We start from the raw sequence: 23,166 nt of genomic DNA, 5'->3' as shown, positions 1-23,166 counted from the left end.
GTTTTATCTCAGTTCTTTTACTTCGTCAGCGGTCAGGTAGCGGATCTCGCGGTTGCCGAGGGTAAATATCAGCCGTGCGGTCTCTTCCAGTTCCTCGGTATTGTTGGTGGCTTCGCGCAGCGATGAGCCAGTAACCACCGGTCCGTGGTTGGCCAGTAAAAAGGCGTTATAGCGGGGCGCCAGCCCGGCCAGCGCCTGGGCAATACGGTCATCGCCCGGCCGGTAGTAGGGAACCACCGGGACGTCGCCGACGCGCATCACCACATAGGGGGTAAAGGGGCGGATACAGTTGTGCGGATCGAGCCCCTGCAGGCAGGAGAGCGCGGTCAGATAGTGGCTGTGCAAGTGGACGATCGCCTTGCAGGCCGGGTTGTGCAAATAGACTGCCCGGTGAAAAGTGACCTCTTTCGACGGTTTGTCGCCGGAGATCCATTCTCCTTGCAGCGTCACCACCGACAACCGCTGAGCCTGCAGTTCGCCGAGGCAGGCGCCGGTCGGCGTCGCCAGCAGGTTGCCGTCCGGCAGCAGCAGCGACAGATTGCCAGCGGAGCCGGTGGCATAGCCGCGGCTAAATAACGAGGCGCCAATCTGCACCATTTCCTCTCGCAGTTGTTGCTCAGTCATGACGAAACTCCTGCTGGGCACGGGCAAAGAACTGGATATCGCCGAAGTTACCTGACTTCAGCGCCAGGGAGAGCGGCTGGCGGGTGTCACGCACCCAGGGCACGCCAGGGGAGATGGTCGGCCCAATATGGAACGCCTCAACCCCCAGGGTCTGCGCCACAATGCTCGACGTTTCCCCTCCGGCCACAATAAAGCGGGTAAATCCTTTCGCCTTCAGGGCGGCGGCAAGAGCGGCAAACAGCTGTTCCACCCGTTCGCTGCTGGCCTTGTCGCCATACTGCGCCTGGATCCGCTGCAGCGTTTGCGGCTCGGTGGTGGCATAGATCATCGGCGCCAGCGGCGCATCGCGCTGCGCGTCCACCCAGTCAGTCAGCGTCCTGACGTAGCTCTCCAGATCGGTAAAGCAGGCGCTTAAGTCGACGGCGCGGGCGGGGGCCTGTTGACGATAGGCCGCCACCTGGCTGTTGGTCATCACCGAGCAGGAGCCCGAGAGCACCACCGCCGGGCCGACCAGCGGCATGCCGGCCTGAGCGCTTTCACCCCGGGCGCCATGGCGCTGCGCCAAGTCGCGGGCGAGGCCGATGGCGAGGCCGGAACCGCCGGAGACCAGCTTCATCTCCCGCAGCGCCACGCCCTGGGTGAGCAGATCCTGTTCGCTGAGGGCGTCGAGCACCACATAGCGCACCGCCGGATCGTTGACTGCCGCCAGCGCGGCGGCGACCGCCTCCGGCCCCCGGTCGACAATCGGCCAGGCAATCAGCGCGGCTTTTCCGCGCCCCTGGCGCTCAATTAAGCGGCCCAGGTGCGCATCCTCCATCGGCGTCACCGGATGGTGGCGCATCCCGGACTCATTCAGCAGTTGCTCGCCGACGAACAGATATCCCTGATAGACCGTGCGGCCGTTAACCGGCAGCGCCGGGGAAATCACCGTCCGCGTCTCACCCAGCTCGGCCAGCAGGGCATCCAGCACCGGGCCAATGTTGCCCTGCGCGGTGCTGTCGAAAGTGGAACAGTACTTGAAATAAAACTGCTGACAGCCCTGGGCCTGCAGCCAGCGCAGGGCCGCCAGCGACTGGCTGACGGCCATTTCCGCCGGGCAGGAGCGAGTTTTCAGGCTGATGACCACCGCCTCGCTGGTCAGCGGAAGATCGCGGGTCGGCACGCCATTCAGTTGCACCGTCGGCATGCCGTTGCGCACGAGGAAGCTGGCAATATCCGTGGCGCCGGTGAAGTCATCGGCAATGACACCAAGCTGCATGTTGTCTCTCCTCACTGTTTATGGCCCGGCAGGGTGATGCCGTTGAAAATCTTGATCACCGCGCTGTCATCTTCCCGACCGAATCCGGCATTACTGGCGGAGGTGAACATATTCAGCGCGGTGGTAGCGAGCGGCAGCGGGAAGGTCAGCGCCCGGGCAGTGTCATTCACCAGCCCGAGATCTTTGACAAAAATATCGACAGCGGATTTTGGCGAGTAATCGCCATCCAGGACGTGCTGCATGCGATTCTCAAACATCCATGAATTACCCGCCGCGTGGGTGACCACGTCATACATCGTTTCGAGTGGGATCCCGGCGCGGGCGGCAAGCGCCATCGCTTCGGCGGCAACGGCGATGTGCACCCCGGCCAGCAGCTGATGGATAATTTTTACCGTCGAGCCAAGACCAATGTCGCTCCCTATGCGGTAGACTTTGCCGGCCACGGCGTCCAGCACCGGCGCGAGGCGGGCAAAGGCGGCATCGCTCCCGGAGGCCATCACCGTCATGTCGCCGGCGGCCGCTTTCACGGCGCCGCCCGATACCGGCGCGTCGAGCATCAATAGCTGGTACTCCGCCAGCGCCTCGGCAATGGCCTGAGCATCGGCGGAAGCGATGGTGGACGACACCATCACGACGGTGCCCGGCTTCAGATGGGCGGCGAGGCCGCTCTCGCCGAACAGGATCCCCCGCACCTGGGCGGCATTGACCACCAGCAGCACAACTGCATCCAGTTCCGCGGCGAACGGCACCGCGCTGGGGCCCGCGCCATTGGCGCCCGCCGCCAGCAGTGCGCGACAGTTGTCGGGATTGATGTCAACGCCCCAGGTGTTCAGGCCCGCCTGCAGGCAGGCGCGGGCGGCGCCCATGCCCATTGAACCCAGTCCAATCACGCAGACGTTAGTGTGTGCAGCCATGCTGGTCTCCTTGTGAACATTAGTTAATTAATGTGATTTAATGATAGAATAAAGCGTTATCATGTGAATTTATGTGAGAGTTATCACGAATAACCCACATGAATATAAAAAATTCACAGGCGGAAAGAGGCTGCACAACGGCGATTCTTGCCCTAAAATAGCCTAAAAACAGCGGCAAAGCGCGATAACAACACCGGGTGTCGCCAGGGCCGTAGCCTGGGTGGTGACGCCTGGTGTGAAAAAATGGTAAGGGGAGAGCGGTGATTCCAATAGAACGACATCAGCGTATTTTAGCCCTGGTGGAGCAGCGTGGGGCGGTAAGCATTAACGAGCTGACGGAGATCCTCGGCGTGTCCCATATGACCATCCGTCGGGACGTCAGTAAACTGGAGGAGCAGGGGCTGCTGGTCAGCGTCTCGGGCGGCGTGCGCGCCGTCAGCCGGCTGGCTGCGGAACCCAGTCATCTGGTGAAAAGCACGCTGCAGAGTGAGGAGAAACAGGCGATCGGCGCGCTGGCGGCGAGTCATATCGCTAAAAACAGTTGCATCTATCTGGATGCCGGGACTACCACCCTGGCGCTGGCGCGGGCGATCCTCGACCGGAACGATCTCCAGGTGGTCACCAATGATTTTGAGATAACCCAGCTGCTGATCGATGCCAGCCAGTGCGGCGTGATCCACACCGGCGGCACTCTGTGCCGGGAGAACCGCTCCTGCGTGGGCGAATCGGCGGCGCGTACGTTACGCCACCTGGCTATCGATACGGCCTTTATCTCCGCCAGCGGCTGGGACAGTCGCGGGATATTCACCCCTGATGAGAACAAGGTTACCGTCAAGGAGACCGTCAGCCAGGTCAGCGCGAGAAGCATCCTGCTGTGCGACAGTTCGAAATACAATCAGGTGGCCACGTTTATGGCGTTACCTTTGACCCGGTTCACCACCATCATTACCGACCGGCATCTTTCCGATGCCGCCGCCAGTCATATCGCCCGGCACGCCTGCGAGGTGCTGCGGGCCGGATAACGCGCGCGGCCACCGCCGGGTTAGCGTTGCCAGTGCTCGATCAGCGCCGCGCCGATCCCGGCGATTTGCTGATTTCGCTCGGCCATGCTCGCCGGGGTATCCCGCAGATAAATCACCACAATGCGCTCTGCTTTGTTATTCGGGCCAAGCAGGGCGACAATCCCGCGCGCACCCCGCTTGCTAGCTCCGGTCTTATCGGCGATAAACCAGCCCGCCGGCAGCACGGAGCGGATCAACGGTCCGGCGACCCGATCGTCCACCATCCACTGCAGCAGCTGCCGTTGCGAACGGGCGCTCAGACGCTGGCTGGTCAGCAGCTTGCGCAGGGTCGCGGCCATGCTGGCCGGGGTAGTGGTGTCGCGGGCGTCGCCGGGAAGCGCCTCATTCAGTTCCGTTTCCCAGCGGTCAAGGCGGGTGACGTTGTCGCCGATCTGGCGCAAAAAGGCAGTCAATCCTGCGGGGCCGCCGACGGTGGCCAGTAGCAGATTGGCGGCGCTGTTATCGCTCATGGTAATGGCGGCGGCGCAGAGTTCGCCGACCGTCATGCCGTCGGCAAGGTGTTTTTCGCTGACCGGCGAGTAGTCCACCAGATCCTGCTGGCGATAGTGGATCTTTCGCTCCAGCTGTTCGTCACCGGCATCCACCCGCGCCAGCACTGCGCCGCAGAGCACTACTTTAAAGGTGCTCATCATGGGAAAGCGTTCATCGGCGCGCCAGGCGGTCAGCGTGCGGCCGCTGGCCAGATCCATTTCTATCATGCCTACGCGGCCCGACAGCTGGCTTTCGCTTAGTTTAATTTGCTCAAGCGGCTGCGGGCTGGCGTGTACCGCCAGCGGCAGGGTGGCTAACAGGGAGATAATACACAGGCGAATATAACGCATAACCACAATACATCCTTGAGTGAGGGCCGATAAAGGCGAGTAAAGAAGCGACAAATAAGAATAACCCGGCGTTTTGCTGATTCACAATTCCTCTTTTTTCCTTCATCATTTTTCATCTTTTATTTCGAATAATCAATATCTAGCCCTGCCTAAGCACGCTATTTTTTGACTCAAGGCCGTGATGAACTATAAGAAAGTACTAAATACCGCACTCTGTCGGGCGTCGCTGTTTGCCGATCACCACGCCCGCCGGTCCCTGCGGTTCGCCAACGCTATATGCCATCCCGGGAGGAACTGGTGCACCCGATAATTAAGGTCATGCTGGTGGGCGGTAAGGCGGACGGGCTGTTGGTCAGCGTCGCCGATGACGCGACCGAAGTCTCGGTGACGCCTGCGCAGTACGGTGCGCTATCCGGGCAATCGTTGAGCTACCGAATTGTTAGCCAAACCATTGACGATGAACGCTATTTTTTTGGCGTTTTCAGCGACGCCCATCAGGATAGCGATAAGCTGACGCGGGTCGCCCTGACCCGTGGAATGAAAAAAATGTTCTGTTAAACCCTGCCCGAAAGGGGGCGTAAGAGGGTATGCCGGGCGCCGCTGTGCTACTGTGGCAGCCTTCTATTTCCAGGGCCGGACGCATAATGATTCAGTACATTCGTATTCAAAATTTTCGCTCAGTAAAGGATATCGCGCTGGAGCTCGGGCCGCTGAACATTGTCTTCGGCCCTAACGGCTGCGGTAAATCCAATATTTATAACGCCATCCACCTGCTGACCGCTGCCGCTGAGGGCAGGCTTTCGGGGTTTATCAGCGAAGAGGGCGGTCTGGAGAATATGATGTGGTCCGGGGAGCGTTCGCCCCTCGATCGTCACCCCCGCCGGCTGCAAATCGCCTGCCGGACCGACAGCTTCGATTATGAACTGCAGATAGGCTTCCCTGAAAAATTGCCCTATCCGACGCAATTCATGCTCGATCCTATCGTTAAAGAAGAGAATATCTGGCTGGCCGGCTACTCCCGCCGGCCTTCCTCCCGCGTACTGCAGCGCAAGAATCAGGCGGCGTTTCTCGTCGATGTCACCGGGGAGAAAAGTACTTTCACCGAGAGTATTTATGAAAATGAGTCGGTGTTCGGTCAGCTTGGCGAGCCGCACCGTTTTCCCGAAGTATCGCGAGTGCGGGAGACGCTGCGCCGTTGGCGGTTTTATCATGAATTCGCGATTGGCCGTCATTCGCCACTGCGTCAGCCGGCCGTGGGTTACCGTTCGCCAGTCCTCGACAGCGATGGCCAGAATCTCGCCGCCGCCTTTCAGACCATTGTCGAGATCGGCGCGGAGGAGATTTTGCATGAAATCCTTGCCGACGCCTTTCCCGGCTGCCAGTTTTATTGTGAAAACGAGCACTCGCGTTTCGCTCTGAAAATGCGTCGCGAAGGGATCCGCCGCCCGCTGCTGGCGGCGGAGATGTCCGACGGTACGCTGCGCTTTTTGTGCCTCGCCGTCGCGCTGCTCAGTCCGCGCCCGCCGGCGTTTCTGGCGATCAATGAACCGGAGAACAGCCTGCATCGCGACATGTTGCCCGCGCTGGCCCGGCTGATTATCGAGGCCTCGCGCTACAGCCAGATCTGGCTGACCAGCCACTCGGCGGAGCTGGCGGAGCTTATCGCCGCCGGGGCGCCTTGTCAGCGCTATGCGCTGGAGAATCGCGGCGGGGAGACGCGGATTGTCGAGTGAAGCCCGTCATCCCTGACGGGGGCGCTGGAGTCAGGCGGGGCTCTGCGTCTCTGCGGTCGGCAGCAGACGGTTGCCGCCGCGTAGGGTGACGAACGAGAGCAGGGTGAAGCTCAGGGTTATGCAGCCGAGGATCAGATAGGCCTGATGGAAGCCGACGGTGTCGTACATCCGGCCCACCCAGGCGGAAAGCACCACCCCGGACAGCTGTTTTGACAGATTAAAACCGATCAGGAACAGGGTGGCCGAGAGGCGCGGGTTAAAGGCGGAAGAGATATATTTAAAAGTTCCCACCAGCAGGAAGGGGATCTCAAACATATGCAGCATCTTGAGGATCACCACCTCGACTGCCGATGAGGCGAAGGACGACCCGAGAATACGCACCGACATGATCATCCCCGCGGTCAGCAGGGCGTTTTTGGCGCCGATGCGGTTAACGATGGCCGGCGCGCAGAACATGATCAGCGCGTTGAGCAACTCGCCGCCGGTGGTGACGAAGCCAAACACTTCGGTACCGCGCTGCGGACTGGCGAAAAAGCTTTTGAAAAAGTTGGCGAACTGCTGGTCAAACACGTCGTAGACGCTGGCGACACCCACCACATAGACGATAAAGCCCCAGAAGCGCGGCATACGCAGCAGCTCTGCCGCCGTACGCAGCGAAAAGGCCTGGCGATTGGCGCCCAGCGCCTCGATAACCTGGGCGCTGTTGCTGCTTTCCGGCCGCGACAGCCAGAGCAGCAGACCGAGCACCAGCGCAAAGCCGGAGGCGATCCAGAAGGTGATATTGGGATCGATGCCGAACAGCACGCCGGTTATCGAGGCGCATAGCGCCCAGCCGACGCAGCCTGCGACCCGCACTTTGCCATATTCAAAGCGGTTGGCCCGGCTGACGCGTTCGATATAAGCTTCCACGGCACTGTTGCAAATAGTCGGTGGTGATAAACTTATCATCCCCTTTTGCTGATGGAGCTGCACATGAACCCATTCAAAGGCCGGCATTTTCAGCGTGACATCATTCTGTGGGCCGTACGCTGGTACTGCAAATACGGCATCAGTTACCGTGAGCTGCAGGAGATGCTGGCTGAACGCGGAGTGAATGTCGATCACTCCACGATTTACCGCTGGGTTCAGCGTTATGCGCCTGAAATGGAAAAACGGCTGCGCTGGTACTGGCGTAACCCTTCCGATCTTTGCCCGTGGCACATGGATGAAACCTACGTGAAGGTCAATGGCCGCTGGGCGTATCTGTACCGGGCCGTCGACAGCCGGGGCCGCACTGTCGATTTTTATCTCTCCTCCCGTCGTAACAGCAAAGCTGCATACCGGTTTCTGGGTAAAATCCTCAACAACGTGAAGAAGTGGCAGATCCCGCGATTCATCAACACGGATAAAGCGCCCGCCTATGGTCGCGCGCTTGCTCTGCTCAAACGCGAAGGCCGGTGCCCGTCTGACGTTGAACACCGACAGATTAAGTACCGGAACAACGTGATTGAATGCGATCATGGCAAACTGAAACGGATAATCGGCGCCACGCTGGGATTTAAATCCATGAAGACGGCTTACGCCACCATCAAAGGTATTGAGGTGATGCGTGCACTACGCAAAGGCCAGGCCTCAGCATTTTATTATGGTGATCCCCTGGGCGAAATGCGCCTGGTAAGCAGAGTTTTTGAAATGTAAGGCCTTTGAATAAGACAAAAGGCTGCCTCATCGCTAACTTTGCAACAGTGCCGGGAGGACTTTCCGCAACCGGCCGTTCGATGCGGCACCGATGGCCTTCGCGCAGGGGTAGTGAATCCGCCAGGATTGACTTGCGCTGCCCTACCTCTCACTAGTGAGGGGCGGCAGCGCATCAAGCGGTGAGCGCACTCCGGCACCGCCAACTTTCAGCACATGCGTGTAAATCATCGTCGTAGAGACGTCGGAATGGCCGAGCAGATCCTGCACGGTTCGAATGTCGTAACCGCTGCGGAGCAAGGCCGTCGCGAACGAGTGGCGGAGGGTGTGCGGTGTGGCGGGCTTCGTGATGCCTGCTTGTTCTACGGCACGTTTGAAGGCGCGCTGAAAGGTCTGGTCATACATGTGATGGCGACGCACGACACCGCTCCGTGGATCGGTCGAATGCGTGTGCTGCGCAAAAACCCAGAACCACGGCCAGGAATGCCCGGCGCGCGGATACTTCCGCTCAAGGGCGTCGGGAAGCGCAACGCCGCTGCGGCCCTCGGCCTGGTCCTTCAGCCACCATGCCCGTGCACGCGACAGCTGCTCGCGCAGGCTGGGTGCCAAGCTCTCGGGTAACATCAAGGCCCGATCCTTGGAGCCCTTGCCCTCCCGCACGATGATCGTGCCGTGATCGAAATCCAGATCCTTGACCCGCAGTTGCAAACCCTCACTGATCCGCATGCCCGTTCCATACAGAAGCTGGGCGAACAAACGATGCTCGCCTTCCAGAAAACCGAGGATGCGAACCACTTCATCCGGGGTCAGCACCACCGGCAAGCGCCGCGACGGCCGAGGTCTTCCGATCTCCTGAAGCCAGGGCAGATCCGTGCACAGCACCTTGCCGTAGAAGAACAGCAAGGCCGCCAATGCCTGACGATGCGTGGAGACCGAAACCTTGCGCTCGTTCGCCAGCCAGGACAGAAATGCCTCGACTTCGCTGCTGCCCAAGGTTGCCGGGTGACGCACACCGTGGAAACGGATGAAGGCACGAACCCAGTTGACATAAGCCTGTTCGGTTCGTAAACTGTAATGCAAGTAGCGTATGCGCTCACGCAACTGGTCCAGAACCTTGACCGAACGCAGCGGTGGTAACGGCGCAGTGGCGGTTTTCATGGCTTGTTATGACTGTTTTTTTGTACAGTCTATGCCTCGGGCATCCAAGCAGCAAGCGCGTTACGCCGTGGGTCGATGTTTGATGTTATGGAGCAGCAACGATGTTACGCAGCAGGGCAGTCGCCCTAAAACAAAGTTAGGCATCACAAAGTACAGCATCGTGACCAACAGCAACGATTCCGTCACACTGCGCCTCATGACTGAGCATGACCTTGCGATGCTCTATGAGTGGCTAAATCGATCTCATATCGTCGAGTGGTGGGGCGGAGAAGAAGCACGCCCGACACTTGCTGACGTACAGGAACAGTACTTGCCAAGCGTTTTAGCGCAAGAGTCCGTCACTCCATACATTGCAATGCTGAATGGAGAGCCGATTGGGTATGCCCAGTCGTACGTTGCTCTTGGAAGCGGGGACGGATGGTGGGAAGAAGAAACCGATCCAGGAGTACGCGGAATAGACCAGTTACTGGCGAATGCATCACAACTGGGCAAAGGCTTGGGAACCAAGCTGGTTCGAGCTCTGGTTGAGTTGCTGTTCAATGATCCCGAGGTCACCAAGATCCAAACGGACCCGTCGCCGAGCAACTTGCGAGCGATCCGATGCTACGAGAAAGCGGGGTTTGAGAGGCAAGGTACCGTAACCACCCCAGATGGTCCAGCCGTGTACATGGTTCAAACACGCCAGGCATTCGAGCGAACACGCAGTGATGCCTAACCCTTCCATCGAGGGGGACGTCCAAGGGCTGGCGCCCTTGGCCGCCCCTCATGTCAAACGTTAGGTGGCTCAAGTATGGGCATCATTCGCACATGTAGGCTCGGCCCTGACCAAGTCAAATCCATGAGGGCTGCTCTTGATCTTTTCGGTCGTGAGTTCGGAGACGTAGCCACCTACTCCCAACATCAGCCGGACTCCGATTACCTCGGGAACTTGCTCCGTAGTAAGACATTCATCGCGCTTGCTGCCTTCGACCAAGAAGCGGTTGTTGGCGCTCTCGCGGCTTACGTTCTGCCAAAGTTTGAGCAGGCGCGTAGTGAGATCTATATCTATGATCTCGCAGTCTCCGGCGAGCACCGGAGGCAAGGCATTGCCACCGCGCTCATCAATCTCCTCAAGCATGAGGCCAACGCGCTTGGTGCTTATGTGATCTACGTGCAAGCAGATTACGGTGACGATCCCGCAGTGGCTCTCTATACAAAGTTGGGCATACGGGAAGAAGTGATGCACTTTGATATCGACCCAAGTACCGCCACCTAACAATTCGTTCAAGCCGAGATCGCTTCGCGGCCGCGGAGTTGTTCGGAAAAATTGTCACAACGCCGCGGCCGCAAAGCGCTCCGGCTTAACTCAGGCGTTGGGCAACAAGAAAACCGATATGAACGTACGCACTTGCACTGAATCTGACGTCGCCTCTATCGCAGTCGTATTTACTGAGTCTATTCATGTACTTGGAGCGTCTCACTATGACGCTTCGCAAAGGAATGCGTGGGCACCGCGTCCCGCAGATATAGAGGCTTGGTCAGCTCGCTTATCTGGCCTACAGACTCTTCTAGCAATTGAGGGAGATGCGGTTATCGGGTTCATCTCTTACGAGCTTAGCGGCCACATCGAGTTTCTTTACACCGCACCGGGTTCCGAGCGTCGGGGCGTCGCGTCTGTTCTGTACCGTGAGGTTGAGAAAGCCCTCCCAGGTGTTTCGCTCTTCACAGAAGCCAGTCTGGTCGCCAAGCCCTTTTTCCTGCGGCATGGTTTCAGTGTAGTTGAGGAGCAAAATGTCTCCCGTGGAGGCGTCATGTTCCGTAGGTATGCAATGCGCAAGGCAGTTGTCGCCCAACATGGCGCTCAAGCCGACCGGCCAGCCCTGCGGGCTGTCCGTCGGCTTAGCTAGGGCGTTAGAGCAAAAATGAACTGCGCACGCTGTGGCCGCCAGAATTTCGTAGATGCACATCGTTGCGCTCACTGCGGCCACCACTTCTTTGACGGTAGTGACGTGGTGAATCTTCTAGACAAGGCTCAGAAGCGCACTTGGTTAAGGCCGCGAAACATCGCCATATTCCTTGCGGCCTGGGCGCTACTGGTGGTGGAGATCGTCACCTACGCGGGTAAAGCGCCAAGTTCTCCTCAGGGCTGGGCGGCGCTCATACTGCTCGGGCCTATTGTGTACGTCGTACTAGCAACCTGTGCAGATACAATTTTTCGAAAGCCATGAATACAGTAAATCGCTCATGCTCTAACCAATGCTTCCAGCCGACGCTACGGCCTTACGGCCTCCGCGCGTCTGAAGCTGGGCGTTAAACATCATGAGGGAAGCGGTGATCGCCGAAGTATCGACTCAACTATCAGAGGTAGTTGGCGTCATCGAGCGCCATCTCGAACCGACGTTGCTGGCCGTACATTTGTACGGCTCCGCAGTGGATGGCGGCCTGAAGCCACACAGTGATATTGATTTGCTGGTTACGGTGACCGTAAGGCTTGATGAAACAACGCGGCGAGCTTTGATCAACGACCTTTTGGAAACTTCGGCTTCCCCTGGAGAGAGCGAGATTCTCCGCGCTGTAGAAGTCACCATTGTTGTGCACGACGACATCATTCCGTGGCGTTATCCAGCTAAGCGCGAACTGCAATTTGGAGAATGGCAGCGCAATGACATTCTTGCAGGTATCTTCGAGCCAGCCACGATCGACATTGATCTGGCTATCTTGCTGACAAAAGCAAGAGAACATAGCGTTGCCTTGGTAGGTCCAGCGGCGGAGGAACTCTTTGATCCGGTTCCTGAACAGGATCTATTTGAGGCGCTAAATGAAACCTTAACGCTATGGAACTCGCCGCCCGACTGGGCTGGCGATGAGCGAAATGTAGTGCTTACGTTGTCCCGCATTTGGTACAGCGCAGTAACCGGCAAAATCGCGCCGAAGGATGTCGCTGCCGACTGGGCAATGGAGCGCCTGCCGGCCCAGTATCAGCCCGTCATACTTGAAGCTAGACAGGCTTATCTTGGACAAGAAGAAGATCGCTTGGCCTCGCGCGCAGATCAGTTGGAAGAATTTGTCCACTACGTGAAAGGCGAGATCACCAAGGTAGTCGGCAAATAATGTCTAACAATTCGTTCAAGCCGACGCCGCTTCGCGGCGCGGCTTAACTCAAGCGTTAGATGCACTAAGCACATAATTGCTCACAGCCAAACTATCAGGTCAAGTCTGCTTTTATTATTTTTAAGCGTGCATAATAAGCCCTACACAAATTGGGAGATATATCATGAAAGGCTGGCTTTTTCTTGTTATCGCAATAGTTGGCGAAGTAATCGCAACATCCGCATTAAAATCTAGCGAGGGCTTTACTAAGCTTGCCCCTTCCGCCGTTGTCATAATCGGTTATGGCATCGCATTTTATTTTCTTTCTCTGGTTCTGAAATCCATCCCTGTCGGTGTTGCTTATGCAGTCTGGTCGGGACTCGGCGTCGTCATAATTACAGCCATTGCCTGGTTGCTTCATGGGCAAAAGCTTGATGCGTGGGGCTTTGTAGGTATGGGGCTCATAATTGCTGCCTTTTTGCTCGCCCGATCCCCATCGTGGAAGTCGCTGCGGAGGCCGACGCCATGGTGACGGTGTTCGGCATTCTGAATCTCACCGAGGACTCCTTCTTCGATGAGAGCCGGCGGCTAGACCCCGCCGGCGCTGTCACCGCGGCGATCGAAATGCTGCGAGTCGGATCAGACGTCGTGGATGTCGGACCGGCCGCCAGCCATCCGGACGCGAGGCCTGTATCGCCGGCCGATGAGATCAGACGTATTGCGCCGCTCTTAGACGCCCTGTCCGATCAGATGCACCGTGTTTCAATCGACAGCTTCCAACCGGAAACCCAGCGCTATGCGCTCAAGCGCGGCGTGGGCTACCTGAACGATATCCAAGGATTTCCTGACCCTGCGCTCTATCCCGATATTGCTGAGGCGGACTGCAGGCTGGTGGTTATGCACTCAGCGCAGCGGGATGGCATCGCCACCCGCACCGGTCACCTTCGACCCGAAGACGCGCTCGACGAGATTGTGCGGTTCTTCGAGGCGCGGGTTTCCGCCTTGCGACGGAGCGGGGTCGCTGCCGACCGGCTCATCCTCGATCCGGGGATGGGATTTTTCTTGAGCCCCGCACCGGAAACATCGCTGCACGTGCTGTCGAACCTTCAAAAGCTGAAGTCGGCGTTGGGGCTTCCGCTATTGGTCTCGGTGTCGCGGAAATCCTTCTTGGGCGCCACCGTTGGCCTTCCTGTAAAGGATCTGGGTCCAGCGAGCCTTGCGGCGGAACTTCACGCGATCGGCAATGGCGCTGACTACGTCCGCACCCACGCGCCTGGAGATCTGCGAAGCGCAATCACCTTCTCGGAAACCCTCGCGAAATTTCGCAGTCGCGACGCCAGAGACCGAGGGTTAGATCATGCCTAGCATTCACCTTCCGGCCGCCCGCTAAATATCTCCTTTTGGGTTGTTAATAAAACATCCAATAAGTTGACTGTGCGTGAAAAAGAAAGTTTTGTGTGATGGCGTTGAAGATCGCACCGTTAAGCTCTTATGTGGGATGGTGCAGAGCTCGACGACTACCGATAAAACGCAACCGCCGCAAACAGACAAGAAAAAGCCCCAACTGATAACAGTTGGGGCTTCAGTATTGTGATTGGTGGAGCAATAGCACCCTGAACCCAAAACCTTCTCGCTCAACCGGTAGTGGCTGATAACAACTCGTGAGGGCTATTGCGGGTTAAGCATTTAGCGATGTCTAGGGCCAGACTGGACGTCTGAACGCAAGCCGCTGATACTGTACATAACCACAGTATCAGCGGAGGATACCCATGTCGCTGGCAAGGAACGCCACGGCGAGTCAATCGCCCACTCAAACAAACGGTTACGAACGCCACCAACCCGACCAGACGCTGCTCTACCAGCTGGTTGAGCAGCACTACCCAGCCTTCAAAGCCTCACTCGAAGCCCAAGGTCAACACCTGCCTCGCTACATCCAACAAGAATTCAACGACCTCCTCCAATGTGGCCGTCTGGAGTATGGTTTCATGCGGGTTCGCTGCGAGGATTGTCATCACGAGCGTCTGGTCGCCTTCAGCTGTAAACGACGCGGCTTTTGCCCTAGCTGCGGTGCCCGCCGGATGGCCGAGAGTGCGGCGCTGCTGATAGACGAAGTCTTCCCCAAGGAGCCCATTCGCCAGTGGGTGCTCAGCTTTCCTTTCCAGCTACGCTTTTTGCTGGCTCGCCATCCCCAGCTGATGGGCCAGGTCTTGAGTATCGTCTATCGTACACTCTCAACTCATCTGATCAAAAAAGCCGGTTACACCAAAGCCTCTGCACAAACTGGCTCAGTGACTCTTATCCAACGCTTTGGCTCCGCGCTAAATCTCAATGTCCACTACCACATGCTGTTTCTCGATGGTGTCTATGCCGAAGATGACTATGGCAAGCAACGCTTCCATCGTGTCAAGGCACCCACTTACGATGAGCTGAATACGCTCGCTCACACCCTCAGCCATCGCATCGCTCGCTGCATGGAAAAGCGTGGGATTTTGGAGCGTGATGCCGAGAATACGTGGTTGACACTGGAAGAGGGCGAAGACGATACGCTGACTCAATTACATGGTGCTTCGGTTACGTATCGCATTGCCGTCGGCCCCCAGCAAGGGCGCAAAGTCTTCACCCTGCAAACCTTGCCAGGGCGTGAGGATAAAGCCGACTCAAGCAGTCGAGTAGCCAACCATGCTGGTTTCTCGCTACACGCCGGTGTGATGGCCGAAGCGCATCAGCGGGATAAGCTTGAGCGCTTGTGTCGCTACATTAGTCGGCCAGCGGTTTCAGAAAAACGTCTGGCATTAACCGCCAATGGGCAGGTGCGTTACGAGCTCAAAACTCCGTACCGCAATGGCACCACCCATGTGATCTTCGAGCCGCTGGACTTCATCGCCAAACTCGCTGCGTTGGTACCTAAGCCGCGAGTCAACCTCACACGCTTCCACGGCGTCTTTGCACCGAACAGCAAACACCGAGTTCAAGTAACACCCGCCAAGCGGGGCAAGAAGCCCGACAAATCGGAAGGTCTCGATACTAACTGGCGTGACAAGAGTCCTGCAGAGCGCCACCGCGCCATGACCTGGATGCAACGCCTCAAGCGAGTCTTCAATATTGATATTGAAGTCTGCGAACACTGCGGCGGTCACGTCAAAGTGATTGCCAGCATCGAAGATCCGAAGGTCATTGAGCAGATTCTCAAGCATCTGAAACAGAAAACAGCCAAGGCGAATGCCGCCAAGCAGCGTGAGCTGCCACCAGAACGAGCGCCGCCACTGACTCCCAGCCTGTTCGATCCATCACAGAGTCGTCTCTTTGACTGACGACCCCAAATCCAACACTGCTCAACACTGCCAACTTTTAAACGGGGCGGTGGGGCAGTTTGTATCTCTCGAGCTATCAGGCTAGAGATTTTACCGCCAAATCGAACCTTATTAGAGCGGTTTAGGCTGGACCGGCAGTTAAAATTGGGGCTTGAGCGGTAAACGAGTGAGGGAATTTCAGGTAAGATACTTCGGATGAGGAGCAAAAAGGTGGTTTATACTTCCTATACCCCTGCAAAGGTTGTTGGGAAGGCGCGAACCAACCCCATGTTTGCCTGCCTAGGCAAAGCTCGCCGAAAGAGTTAGCACCCTCCCTGATTAAAGGAAGCCGTATGGATATTATTGATAAAGTTTTTCAGCAAGAGGATTTCTCACGCCAGGATTTGAGTGACAGCCGTTTTCGCCGCTGCCGCTTTTATCAGTGTGACTTCAGCCACTGTCAGCTGCAGGATGCCAGTTTCGAGGATTGCAGTTTCATTGAAAGCGGCGCCGTTGAAGGGTGTCACTTCAGCTATGCCGATCTGCGCGATGCCAGTTTCAAGGCCTGCCGTCTGTCTTTGGCCAACTTCAGCGGTGCCAACTGCTTTGGCATAGAGTTCAGGGAGTGCGATCTCAAGGGCGCCAACTTTTCCCGGGCCCGCTTCTACAATCAAGTCAGCCATAAGATGTACTTCTGCTCGGCTTATATCTCAGGTTGCAACCTGGCCTATACCAACTTGAGTGGCCAATGCCTGGAAAAATGCGAGCTGTTTGAAAACAACTGGAGCAATGCCAATCTCAGCGGCGCTTCCTTGATGGGCTCAGATCTCAGCCGCGGCACCTTCTCCCGCGACTGTTGGCAACAGGTCAATCTGCGGGGCTGTGACCTAACCTTTGCCGATCTGGATGGGCTCGACCCCAGACGGGTCAACCTCGAAGGAGTCAAGATCTGTGCCTGGCAACAGGAGCAACTGCTGGAACCCTTGGGAGTAATAGTGCTGCCGGATTAGCTCTGGTTCTGAAATCCATCCCTGTCGGTGTTGCTTATGCAGTCTGGTCGGGACTCGGCGTCGTCATAATTACAGCCATTGCCTGGTTGCTTCATGGGCAAAAGCTTGATGCGTGGGGCTTTGTAGGTATGGGGCTCATAATTGCTGCCTTTTTGCTCGCCCGATCCCCATCGTGGAAGTCGCTGCGGAGGCCGACGCCATGGTGACGGTGTTCGGCATTCTGAATCTCACCGAGGACTCCTTCTTCGATGAGAGCCGGCGGCTAGACCCCGCCGGCGCTGTCACCGCGGCGATCGAAATGCTGCGAGTCGGATCAGACGTCGTGGATGTCGGACCGGCCGCCAGCCATCCGGACGCGAGGCCTGTATCGCCGGCCGATGAGATCAGACGTATTGCGCCGCTCTTAGACGCCCTGTCCGATCAGATGCACCGTGTTTCAATCGACAGCTTCCAACCGGAAACCCAGCGCTATGCGCTCAAGCGCGGCGTGGGCTACCTGAACGATATCCAAGGATTTCCTGACCCTGCGCTCTATCCCGATATTGCTGAGGCGGACTGCAGGCTGGTGGTTATGCACTCAGCGCAGCGGGATGGCATCGCCACCCGCACCGGTCACCTTCGACCCGAAGACGCGCTCGACGAGATTGTGCGGTTCTTCGAGGCGCGGGTTTCCGCCTTGCGACGGAGCGGGGTCGCTGCCGACCGGCTCATCCTCGATCCGGGGATGGGATTTTTCTTGAGCCCCGCACCGGAAACATCGCTGCACGTGCTGTCGAACCTTCAAAAGCTGAAGTCGGCGTTGGGGCTTCCGCTATTGGTCTCGGTGTCGCGGAAATCCTTCTTGGGCGCCACCGTTGGCCTTCCTGTAAAGGATCTGGGTCCAGCGAGCCTTGCGGCGGAACTTCACGCGATCGGCAATGGCGCTGACTACGTCCGCACCCACGCGCCTGGAGATCTGCGAAGCGCAATCACCTTCTCGGAAACCCTCGCGAAATTTCGCAGTCGCGACGCCAGAGACCGAGGGTTAGATCATGCCTAGCATTCACCTTCCGGCCGCCCGCTAGCGGACCCTGGTCAGGTTCCGCGAAGGTGGGCGCAGACATGCTGGGCTCGTCAGGATCAAACTGCACTATGAGGCGGCGGTTCATACCGCGCCAGGGGAGCGAATGGACAGCGAGGAGCCTCCGAACGTTCGGGTCGCCTGCTCGGGTGATATCGACGAGGTTGTGCGGCTGATGCACGACGCTGCGGCGTGGATGTCCGCCAAGGGAACGCCCGCCTGGGACGTCGCGCGGATCGACCGGACATTCGCGGAGACCTTCGTCCTGAGATCCGAGCTCCTAGTCGCGAGTTGCAGCGACGGCATCGTCGGCTGTTGCACCTTGTCGGCCGAGGATCCCGAGTTCTGGCCCGACGCCCTCAAGGGGGAGGCCGCATATCTGCACAAGCTCGCGGTGCGACGGACACATGCGGGCCGGGGTGTCAGCTCCGCGCTGATCGAGGCTTGCCGCCATGCCGCGCGAACGCAGGGGTGCGCCAAGCTGCGGCTCGACTGCCACCCGAACCTGCGTGGCCTATACGAGCGGCTCGGATTCACCCACGTCGACACTTTCAATCCCGGCTGGGATCCAACCTTCATCGCAGAACGCCTAGAACTCGAAATCTAACGTCCGTTCGGGCATCGAGGTCCATGTCGGGGTGGGACGGGCCCGTGGCTTCAAGATCACTTGCAGTCCGACCGCGATGTCTTGGTTGCGCGAGAGGTTGTCGATATCCTCCACTTCCATCATCAACCCTGGATAATGCCGCCGCCGTCATCGCCGCCGACGCCCGTGCCGGGCTTTTCGGGCCTGTCAGGCTTGCTCGGCCTTCAGCCTGCCTGGGCGAGATCTCCGGCGGACGGATTAACGGCGGAGCTTCGCCGCCTTTCGTGCGTGTGAAGGCCGAAGATAGTTCTCTCAAAAACATCCGTTTATGAGAGATACCAAATGTCATTTTCAGAAGACGACTGCACCAGTTGATTGGGCGTAATGGCTGTTGTGCAGCCAGCTCCTGACAGTTCAATATCAGAAGTGATCTGCACCAATCTCGACTATGCTCAATACTCGTGTGGGCTCTGTTGCAAAAATCGTGAAGCTTGAGCATGCTTGGCGGAGATTGGACGGACGGAACGATGACGGATTTCAAGTGGCGCCATTTCCAGGGTGATGTGATCCTGTGGGCGGTGCGCTGGTATTGTCGCTATCCGATCAGCTATCGCGACCTTGAGGAAATGCTGGCGGAACGCGGCATTTCGGTCGACCATACGACGATCTATCGCTGGGTCCAGTGCTACGCCCCGGAGATGGAGAAGCGGCTGCGCTGGTTCTGGCGGCGTGGCTTTGATCCGAGCTGGCGCCTGGATGAAACCTACGTCAAGGTGCGGGGCAAGTGGACCTACCTGTACCGGGCAGTCGACAAGCGGGGCGACACGATCGATTTCTACCTGTCGCCGACCCGCAGCGCCAAGGCAGCGAAGCGGTTCCTGGGCAAGGCCCTGCGAGGCCTGAAGCACTGGGAAAAGCCTGCCACGCTCAATACCGACAAAGCGCCGAGCTATGGTGCAGCGATCACCGAATTGAAGCGCGAAGGAAAGCTGGACCGGGAGACGGCCCACCGGCAGGTGAAGTATCTCAATAACGTGATCGAGGCCGATCACGGAAAGCTCAAGATACTGATCAAGCCGGTGCGCGGTTTCAAATCGATCCCCACGGCCTATGCCACGATCAAGGGATTCGAAGTCATGCGAGCCCTGCGCAAAGGACAGGCTCGCCCCTGGTGCCTGCAGCCCGGCATCAGGGGCGAGGTGCGCCTTGTGGAGAGAGCTTTTGGCATTGGGCCCTCGGCGCTGACGGAGGCCATGGGCATGCTCAACCACCATTTCGCAGCAGCCGCCTGATCGGCGCAGAGCGACAGCCTACCTCTGACTGCCGCCAATCTTTGCAACAGAGCCTCCGTCGCCATGCTCACCTCGCTTTGGTGCACACGAGTATTGAGCATAGTCGAGATTGGTGCAGATCACTTCTGATATTGAACTGTCAGGAGCTGGCTGCACAACAGCCATTACGCCCAATCAACTGGTGCAGTCGTCTTCTGAAAATGACACATGGCATCTGACATCAAGTTAGGGTATGCCTCAATCTGACGGCTGCGAACCGCCAGGGACAGGCGCAATGTCAGATTCTGTCGCGGCCTTGGCGCGTGCCTGGAAGCGTTCATAGCAATCCAGCCCGCAGAAATGTTCGACGTATTCCGCGCCTTCCGGGGTGAAGGCGGCATCGAGCGGAATTTCTTTGCAGCATACGCAGCAGGTGGTGCAACTGGCAGTGTTCGGGGCGTTTGCGTTCATGGTGGTACTCCTCCAGATTGGTAGCGAAGCTCAAAGCTGCCCACTCTCGGCTGGCTGGGAAGCGGTCATGATCTTCCCTTGAAGGCCCGCAGCAGCCGCGTCACAGACAGGACAAACAAGCCGGTCAGCGTGAGGGCTGCAATACCCCAGTGCTCCCCGATGAACGCGCCGGCCGTCGTGCCGGCTAGCACAATGGCGAGAATCGGCAAATGGCAGGGACAGGTGAGCACGGCCAGCGCGCCCCACAAGTAGCCGGTGATCGGTTTGTGCGTCTCAGACGGCAAGTGCTCTGGGCTGTTCATGGCAGACTCTCCGCGTGCTGTGCCGGTTCGGTTGGCATGGCGGCCAGTTGCATTTCGAGGCTGGCCAGGGCCTCGCGCCGACGCTCGACGAGTTGCCGCAACACGGCAAGCTGCGCAGACGCACCGTCACCGTCCGCAGCATCCAGCGCCCGGCACAGCCGCGCCAGTGCGTCCAGGCCGATACCCGCTTCGAAGGCAGCCCGTACAAAGCGCAGCCGTTGCAACGCGGTGTCATCGAACAAGCCGTAGCCGCCCGTGGTGTACGCGACCGGCCGTAGCAATCCGCGCAGCAGGTAGTCGCGCACGATATGCACGCTCACCCCGGCATCAAGGGCCAGCCGGGACACTGTGTAGGCGCTCATTGAACACCTCCTTTTCCTCATCCGGCGCAGCACGAAAGCTGCTTCACGTCCTTGCTGAAGGTCTGCGCCGCGAGCTTCAGCCCTTCGACCATGGTCAGGTAGGGGAACAATTGGTCGGCCAGTTCCTGCACGGTCATACGGTTGCGAATGGCGAGCACCGCCGTCTGGATCAGTTCACCCGCTTCCGGGGCCACCGCTTGCACGCCGATGAGCCGTCCGCTACCTTCCTCGATGACCAGCTTGATGAAGCCGCGTGTGTCGAAGTTGGCAAGCGCACGCGGCACGTTATCCAGTGTTAGCAGGCGACTGTCGGTCTCGATCCCGTCGTGATGTGCTTCCGCCTCGCTGTAGCCCACGGTGGCGACCTGCGGGTCGGTGAACACCACGGCCGGCATTGCGGTCAGGTCCAGGGCCGCATCGCCGCCAGTCATGTTGATCGCCGCACGAGTGCCGGCCGCTGCCGCCACATAGACGAACTGCGGCTGGTCGGTGCAGTCGCCGGCCGCGTAGATGTTCGGGCTACTGGTGCGCATGCCCTTGTCGATGACGATGGCCCCCTGCGCATTGACGGCTACCCCCGCCGCTTCCAATGCCAGGCTGCGCGTGTTCGGTGTCCGGCCGGTGGCGACCAGCAGCTTGTCGGCGCGCAATTCACCGTGCGTGGTGGTCAGCACGAATTCACCGTCCATATGGGCGACCTGGCTGGCTTGCGTGTGCTCCAGCACCTCGATGCCCTCGGCACGGAAAGCGGCTGTCACCGCCTCGCCGATGGCCGGGTCTTCACGGAAGAACAAGGTATTGCGCGCCAGGGCCGTGACCTTGCTGCCCAGCCGGGCAAAGGCTTGCGCCAGCTCCAGCGCCACCACCGACGAGCCGATTACGGCAAGGCGTTCGGGAATGGTGTCGCTCGCCAGGGCCTCGGTGGAAGTCCAGTAGGGTGACTCTTTCAAGCCCGGAATCGGCGGGACCGCCGGGCTGGCACCCGTGGCGACCAGGCAGCGGTCGAACATCACGACGCGCTCGCCACCCTCGTTCAAACTAACGATAAGGCTCTGGTCGTCCTTGAAACGCGCTTCACCGTGCAGAACGGTGATGGCTGAATTGCCGTCCAGGATGCCTTCGTACTTGGCATGACGGAGTTCTTCGACACGGGCCTGCTGCTGGGCCAGCAGCCGCTCGCGCAAGATCGTCGGCGGTGTGGGTGGCATGCCGCCGTCGAATGGGCTTTCCCGGCGCAGATGGGCGATGTGGGCGGCGCGGATCATGATCTTGGACGGCACACAACCGACGTTGACGCAGGTGCCGCCGATGGTGCCGCGCTCAATCAGCGTGACCTGCGCGCCTTGCTCGACGGCCTTCAGTGCTGCCGCCATCGCGGCTCCACCGCTACCAATGACGACGACCTGCAACGGGCGTTCGTTGCCACTGGGCTTATCAGCGGCCCCTATCCAGCCGCGCATCTTGTCGAGCAGGCCGGCGCGGTTGTCCGTCGGTGGCGCATCGGCAAGCGTTGCCTCGTAGCCCAGTCCGGCCACGGCGGTAGTCAGCGCATCCGATGACGTGCCCGCCTCAATGGCGAGTTGCGCTGTGCCCTTCGGATAGGACACCAGCGCCGATTGCACGCCGGGCACTTTCTCCAAGGCTTCCTTGACGTGAGCCGCGCACGAGTCGCAGGTCATCCCGGTGATTTTCAGGGTGGTCATGTATTTTTCCTTTTCTGTGGTGGCTACGGCTGTTGCCGTCAGCCACGTTGTTCTGGCAATTCACAGCTGTCCGGCCCGCAGCGGCGATGTGCTGGCGAGATGAAATCCCAGACCGACACCCCAACCATCAAGGCCAGGCCGACATAGAGCAGTCCACCGCTCTGCCAGCCGTAAGCCCGCATTAAAAACACCGCTGCCAGCACCAAGATCGGGCCTATCGTGCCGAGCGCCGTGCGTCGCCACTGTCGATGATTGAGCCAAGCGATAGCATTGGCGAGTAACGCGATGCCGGCGAACATCGGCAGCAGGATGCCAATGAATAGCCCCTCGTACTGGCTCAAGAAGCCCAGTCCGATGGCCGCGCCAAAGCTGGCGATGGCAGGAAAACAGGCGGCGCAGCCCATCGCGGAAACGACGCTGCCGAGCGCGCCGGTTTTGCCAGCGATGCGCGTGATGAGTCCCATGTGTCGCTCCCGAGTTCGGTTAACGGATCAGCGTTTGAGGCTGGACGGATAGCCCGCGTCCTCGGTCGCCTTGGTCAACTTCTGGACGTTGGTCTTGGCATCGTCGAAGGTGACGACGGCCTGGCGCTTGTCGAAACTTACGTCGGTCTTGCTCACGCCCTCAACCTTGGAAAGCGCGTGCTTGACAGTGATCGGGCAAGAGGCGCAGGTCATGCCAGGCACGGACAGCGTGACGGTCTGGGTGGCGGCCCACACGGGGGCAACAACGGCAGCGAGGGCGAGGGCGGCAAACAGTTTTTTCATGATGAACTCCT

The 23,166-nt window shown here is 58.8% G+C and carries 25 protein-coding genes and 5 pseudogenes; 17 read left to right on the top strand and 13 right to left on the bottom strand.

Translation table 11 applies throughout. The annotated features are described in order from the left end of the window. Window positions 1-3: 3 nt before the first annotated feature. The 3 genes from otnC to ltnD are packed head-to-tail and all read right to left on the bottom strand — an operon-like array spanning window position 4 to window position 2,796. Window positions 4-624: a 3-oxo-tetronate 4-phosphate decarboxylase gene (gene otnC, locus C2U54_RS26645; RefSeq protein WP_002210516.1), complete on the bottom strand. Its 621-nt coding sequence runs from the start codon at window positions 622-624 to the stop codon at window positions 4-6. Then, a complete protein-coding gene (gene otnK / locus C2U54_RS26640; RefSeq protein ID WP_011117368.1) occupies window positions 617-1,882 on the bottom strand; it encodes a 3-oxo-tetronate kinase in 1,266 nt (421 codons plus the stop codon). Before otnK ends, otnC begins: the two co-directional genes overlap by 8 nt. Window positions 1,883-1,893: 11 nt before the next feature. Beyond that, window positions 1,894-2,796: an L-threonate dehydrogenase gene (ltnD, locus tag C2U54_RS26635; RefSeq protein ID WP_002210514.1), complete on the bottom strand. Its 903-nt coding sequence runs from the start codon at window positions 2,794-2,796 to the stop codon at window positions 1,894-1,896. Between the two features lie 260 nt (window positions 2,797-3,056). Between ltnD and C2U54_RS26630 the strand changes: the two genes are divergently transcribed. Then, the gene (locus C2U54_RS26630; protein WP_002210513.1) at window positions 3,057-3,818 is read left to right on the top strand and encodes a DeoR/GlpR family DNA-binding transcription regulator; all 762 of its coding nucleotides are present in this window, start codon (window positions 3,057-3,059) and stop codon (window positions 3,816-3,818) included. Between the two features lie 20 nt (window positions 3,819-3,838). Here C2U54_RS26630 and C2U54_RS26625 read toward each other — a convergent pair whose 3' ends face one another. Then, a complete protein-coding gene (locus C2U54_RS26625) occupies window positions 3,839-4,699 on the bottom strand; it encodes an extended-spectrum class A beta-lactamase SHV-5 (protein ID WP_011117369.1) in 861 nt (286 codons plus the stop codon). Between the two features lie 297 nt (window positions 4,700-4,996). Between C2U54_RS26625 and C2U54_RS26620 the strand changes: the two genes are divergently transcribed. Together C2U54_RS26620 and C2U54_RS26615 are read left to right on the top strand one after the other, a co-directional pair. Beyond that, window positions 4,997-5,257, top strand: coding sequence for a hypothetical protein (locus tag C2U54_RS26620; RefSeq protein WP_001620096.1), 261 nt, complete (start codon window positions 4,997-4,999; stop codon window positions 5,255-5,257). 86 nt (window positions 5,258-5,343) lie between these two features. Next, a complete protein-coding gene (locus C2U54_RS26615; protein ID WP_001620097.1) occupies window positions 5,344-6,432 on the top strand; it encodes an AAA family ATPase in 1,089 nt (362 codons plus the stop codon). 30 nt (window positions 6,433-6,462) lie between these two features. Here the strand turns inward: C2U54_RS26615 and C2U54_RS26610 are convergent. Beyond that, a pseudogene (locus C2U54_RS26610) lies at window positions 6,463-7,350 on the bottom strand (oligosaccharide MFS transporter); the annotation flags it as partial. A gap of 54 nt (window positions 7,351-7,404) precedes the next feature. Between C2U54_RS26610 and C2U54_RS26605 the strand changes: the two are divergent. After that, on the top strand, window positions 7,405-8,109 hold the full coding sequence (locus C2U54_RS26605) for an IS6-like element IS26 family transposase (RefSeq protein ID WP_001067855.1): 705 nt from the start codon (window positions 7,405-7,407) through the stop codon (window positions 8,107-8,109). Window positions 8,110-8,250: 141 nt separating this feature from the next. Here C2U54_RS26605 and intI1 read toward each other — a convergent pair whose 3' ends face one another. After that, window positions 8,251-9,264 (bottom strand): class 1 integron integrase IntI1, encoded by a 1,014-nt coding sequence (intI1, locus tag C2U54_RS26595; RefSeq protein ID WP_000845054.1) that lies wholly within the window; start codon window positions 9,262-9,264, stop codon window positions 8,251-8,253. 160 nt (window positions 9,265-9,424) lie between these two features. Here intI1 and C2U54_RS26590 point away from each other — a divergent pair, with 160 nt between their 5' ends. The 13 genes and pseudogenes from C2U54_RS26590 (at window position 9,425) to C2U54_RS26520 (ending at window position 19,571) form a co-directional block, all read left to right on the top strand. Further along, window positions 9,425-9,979 (top strand): aminoglycoside N-acetyltransferase AAC(6')-Ib3, encoded by a 555-nt coding sequence (locus tag C2U54_RS26590; protein ID WP_032488579.1) that lies wholly within the window; start codon window positions 9,425-9,427, stop codon window positions 9,977-9,979. Window positions 9,980-10,054: 75 nt separating this feature from the next. Further along, window positions 10,055-10,519, top strand: a complete 465-nt coding sequence (gene aac(3)-Ia / locus C2U54_RS26585; RefSeq protein ID WP_002089484.1) for an aminoglycoside N-acetyltransferase AAC(3)-Ia — start codon at window positions 10,055-10,057, stop codon at window positions 10,517-10,519. A 118-nt stretch (window positions 10,520-10,637) separates the two neighbouring features. Beyond that, entirely contained in the window at window positions 10,638-11,150 is a 513-nt protein-coding gene (locus C2U54_RS26580) for a GNAT family N-acetyltransferase (RefSeq protein ID WP_001102919.1), read from the top strand. A 412-nt stretch (window positions 11,151-11,562) separates the two neighbouring features. Beyond that, window positions 11,563-12,354, top strand: a complete 792-nt coding sequence (gene aadA1, locus C2U54_RS26570) for an ANT(3'')-Ia family aminoglycoside nucleotidyltransferase AadA1 (protein WP_001206316.1) — start codon at window positions 11,563-11,565, stop codon at window positions 12,352-12,354. A gap of 163 nt (window positions 12,355-12,517) precedes the next feature. Beyond that, window positions 12,518-12,865, top strand: coding sequence for a quaternary ammonium compound efflux SMR transporter QacE delta 1 (locus tag C2U54_RS26565; protein WP_000679427.1), 348 nt, complete (start codon window positions 12,518-12,520; stop codon window positions 12,863-12,865). Beyond that, window positions 12,859-13,698 carry a sulfonamide-resistant dihydropteroate synthase Sul1 gene (gene sul1, locus C2U54_RS26560; RefSeq protein ID WP_000259031.1) on the top strand — a complete coding sequence of 280 codons (840 nt, stop codon included), beginning with the start codon at window positions 12,859-12,861 and terminating at the stop codon, window positions 13,696-13,698. The genes C2U54_RS26565 and sul1 (C2U54_RS26560) overlap by 7 nt, the downstream gene beginning before the upstream one ends. A gap of 404 nt (window positions 13,699-14,102) precedes the next feature. Next, on the top strand, window positions 14,103-15,644 hold the full coding sequence (locus C2U54_RS26555; protein ID WP_000050481.1) for an IS91-like element ISCR1 family transposase: 1,542 nt from the start codon (window positions 14,103-14,105) through the stop codon (window positions 15,642-15,644). Between the two features lie 332 nt (window positions 15,645-15,976). Continuing rightward, window positions 15,977-16,633 carry a quinolone resistance pentapeptide repeat protein QnrA1 gene (locus tag C2U54_RS26550; protein WP_012579084.1) on the top strand — a complete coding sequence of 219 codons (657 nt, stop codon included), beginning with the start codon at window positions 15,977-15,979 and terminating at the stop codon, window positions 16,631-16,633. Next, window positions 16,630-16,839 (top strand): annotated as a pseudogene (locus C2U54_RS26545) (DMT family transporter); the annotation flags it as partial. The gene C2U54_RS26550 and the pseudogene C2U54_RS26545, both read left to right, overlap by 4 nt. Then, window positions 16,833-17,672 carry a sulfonamide-resistant dihydropteroate synthase Sul1 gene (gene sul1 / locus C2U54_RS26540; protein ID WP_000259031.1) on the top strand — a complete coding sequence of 280 codons (840 nt, stop codon included), beginning with the start codon at window positions 16,833-16,835 and terminating at the stop codon, window positions 17,670-17,672. The pseudogene C2U54_RS26545 and the gene sul1 (C2U54_RS26540), both read left to right, overlap by 7 nt. 127 nt (window positions 17,673-17,799) lie before the next feature. Then, window positions 17,800-18,300: a GNAT family N-acetyltransferase gene (locus C2U54_RS26530; protein WP_000376623.1), complete on the top strand. Its 501-nt coding sequence runs from the start codon at window positions 17,800-17,802 to the stop codon at window positions 18,298-18,300. 320 nt (window positions 18,301-18,620) lie between these two features. Then, window positions 18,621-18,689, top strand: a pseudogene (locus tag C2U54_RS27605) (EAL domain-containing protein); the annotation flags it as partial. 117 nt (window positions 18,690-18,806) lie between these two features. Continuing rightward, complete coding sequence (locus C2U54_RS26520) at window positions 18,807-19,571, top strand: IS6-like element IS6100 family transposase (protein ID WP_001389365.1); 765 nt, start codon at window positions 18,807-18,809, stop codon at window positions 19,569-19,571. Between the two features lie 139 nt (window positions 19,572-19,710). On the opposite strand, the pseudogene C2U54_RS27600 reads toward C2U54_RS26520, so the two are convergent. The 7 genes and pseudogenes from C2U54_RS27600 to merP all read right to left on the bottom strand — a co-directional run. After that, a pseudogene (locus C2U54_RS27600) lies at window positions 19,711-19,776 on the bottom strand (EAL domain-containing protein); the annotation flags it as partial. Window positions 19,777-19,808: 32 nt separating this feature from the next. Continuing rightward, window positions 19,809-20,036 (bottom strand): annotated as a pseudogene (locus tag C2U54_RS26505) (DUF3330 domain-containing protein); the annotation flags it as partial. 50 nt (window positions 20,037-20,086) lie between these two features. Continuing rightward, entirely contained in the window at window positions 20,087-20,323 is a 237-nt protein-coding gene (merE, locus tag C2U54_RS26495) for a broad-spectrum mercury transporter MerE (RefSeq protein WP_001087807.1), read from the bottom strand. After that, window positions 20,320-20,685: a mercury resistance co-regulator MerD gene (gene merD / locus C2U54_RS26490; protein WP_001277466.1), complete on the bottom strand. Its 366-nt coding sequence runs from the start codon at window positions 20,683-20,685 to the stop codon at window positions 20,320-20,322. The genes merE and merD overlap by 4 nt, the downstream gene beginning before the upstream one ends. A gap of 17 nt (window positions 20,686-20,702) precedes the next feature. After that, a complete protein-coding gene (gene merA, locus C2U54_RS26485) occupies window positions 20,703-22,388 on the bottom strand; it encodes a mercury(II) reductase (protein WP_000209296.1) in 1,686 nt (561 codons plus the stop codon). A 38-nt stretch (window positions 22,389-22,426) separates the two neighbouring features. Then, entirely contained in the window at window positions 22,427-22,852 is a 426-nt protein-coding gene (merC, locus tag C2U54_RS26480; protein ID WP_000522996.1) for an organomercurial transporter MerC, read from the bottom strand. 27 nt (window positions 22,853-22,879) lie between these two features. Beyond that, on the bottom strand, window positions 22,880-23,155 hold the full coding sequence (gene merP, locus C2U54_RS26475) for a mercury resistance system periplasmic binding protein MerP (RefSeq protein ID WP_000732275.1): 276 nt from the start codon (window positions 23,153-23,155) through the stop codon (window positions 22,880-22,882). Window positions 23,156-23,166 lie beyond the last annotated feature (11 nt).

The organism is Leclercia sp. LSNIH1 (assembly GCF_002902985.1).
In the GTDB taxonomy this organism is placed as follows: domain Bacteria; phylum Pseudomonadota; class Gammaproteobacteria; order Enterobacterales; family Enterobacteriaceae; genus Enterobacter.
This window is presented reverse-complemented; position numbering and strand designations above follow the sequence as displayed.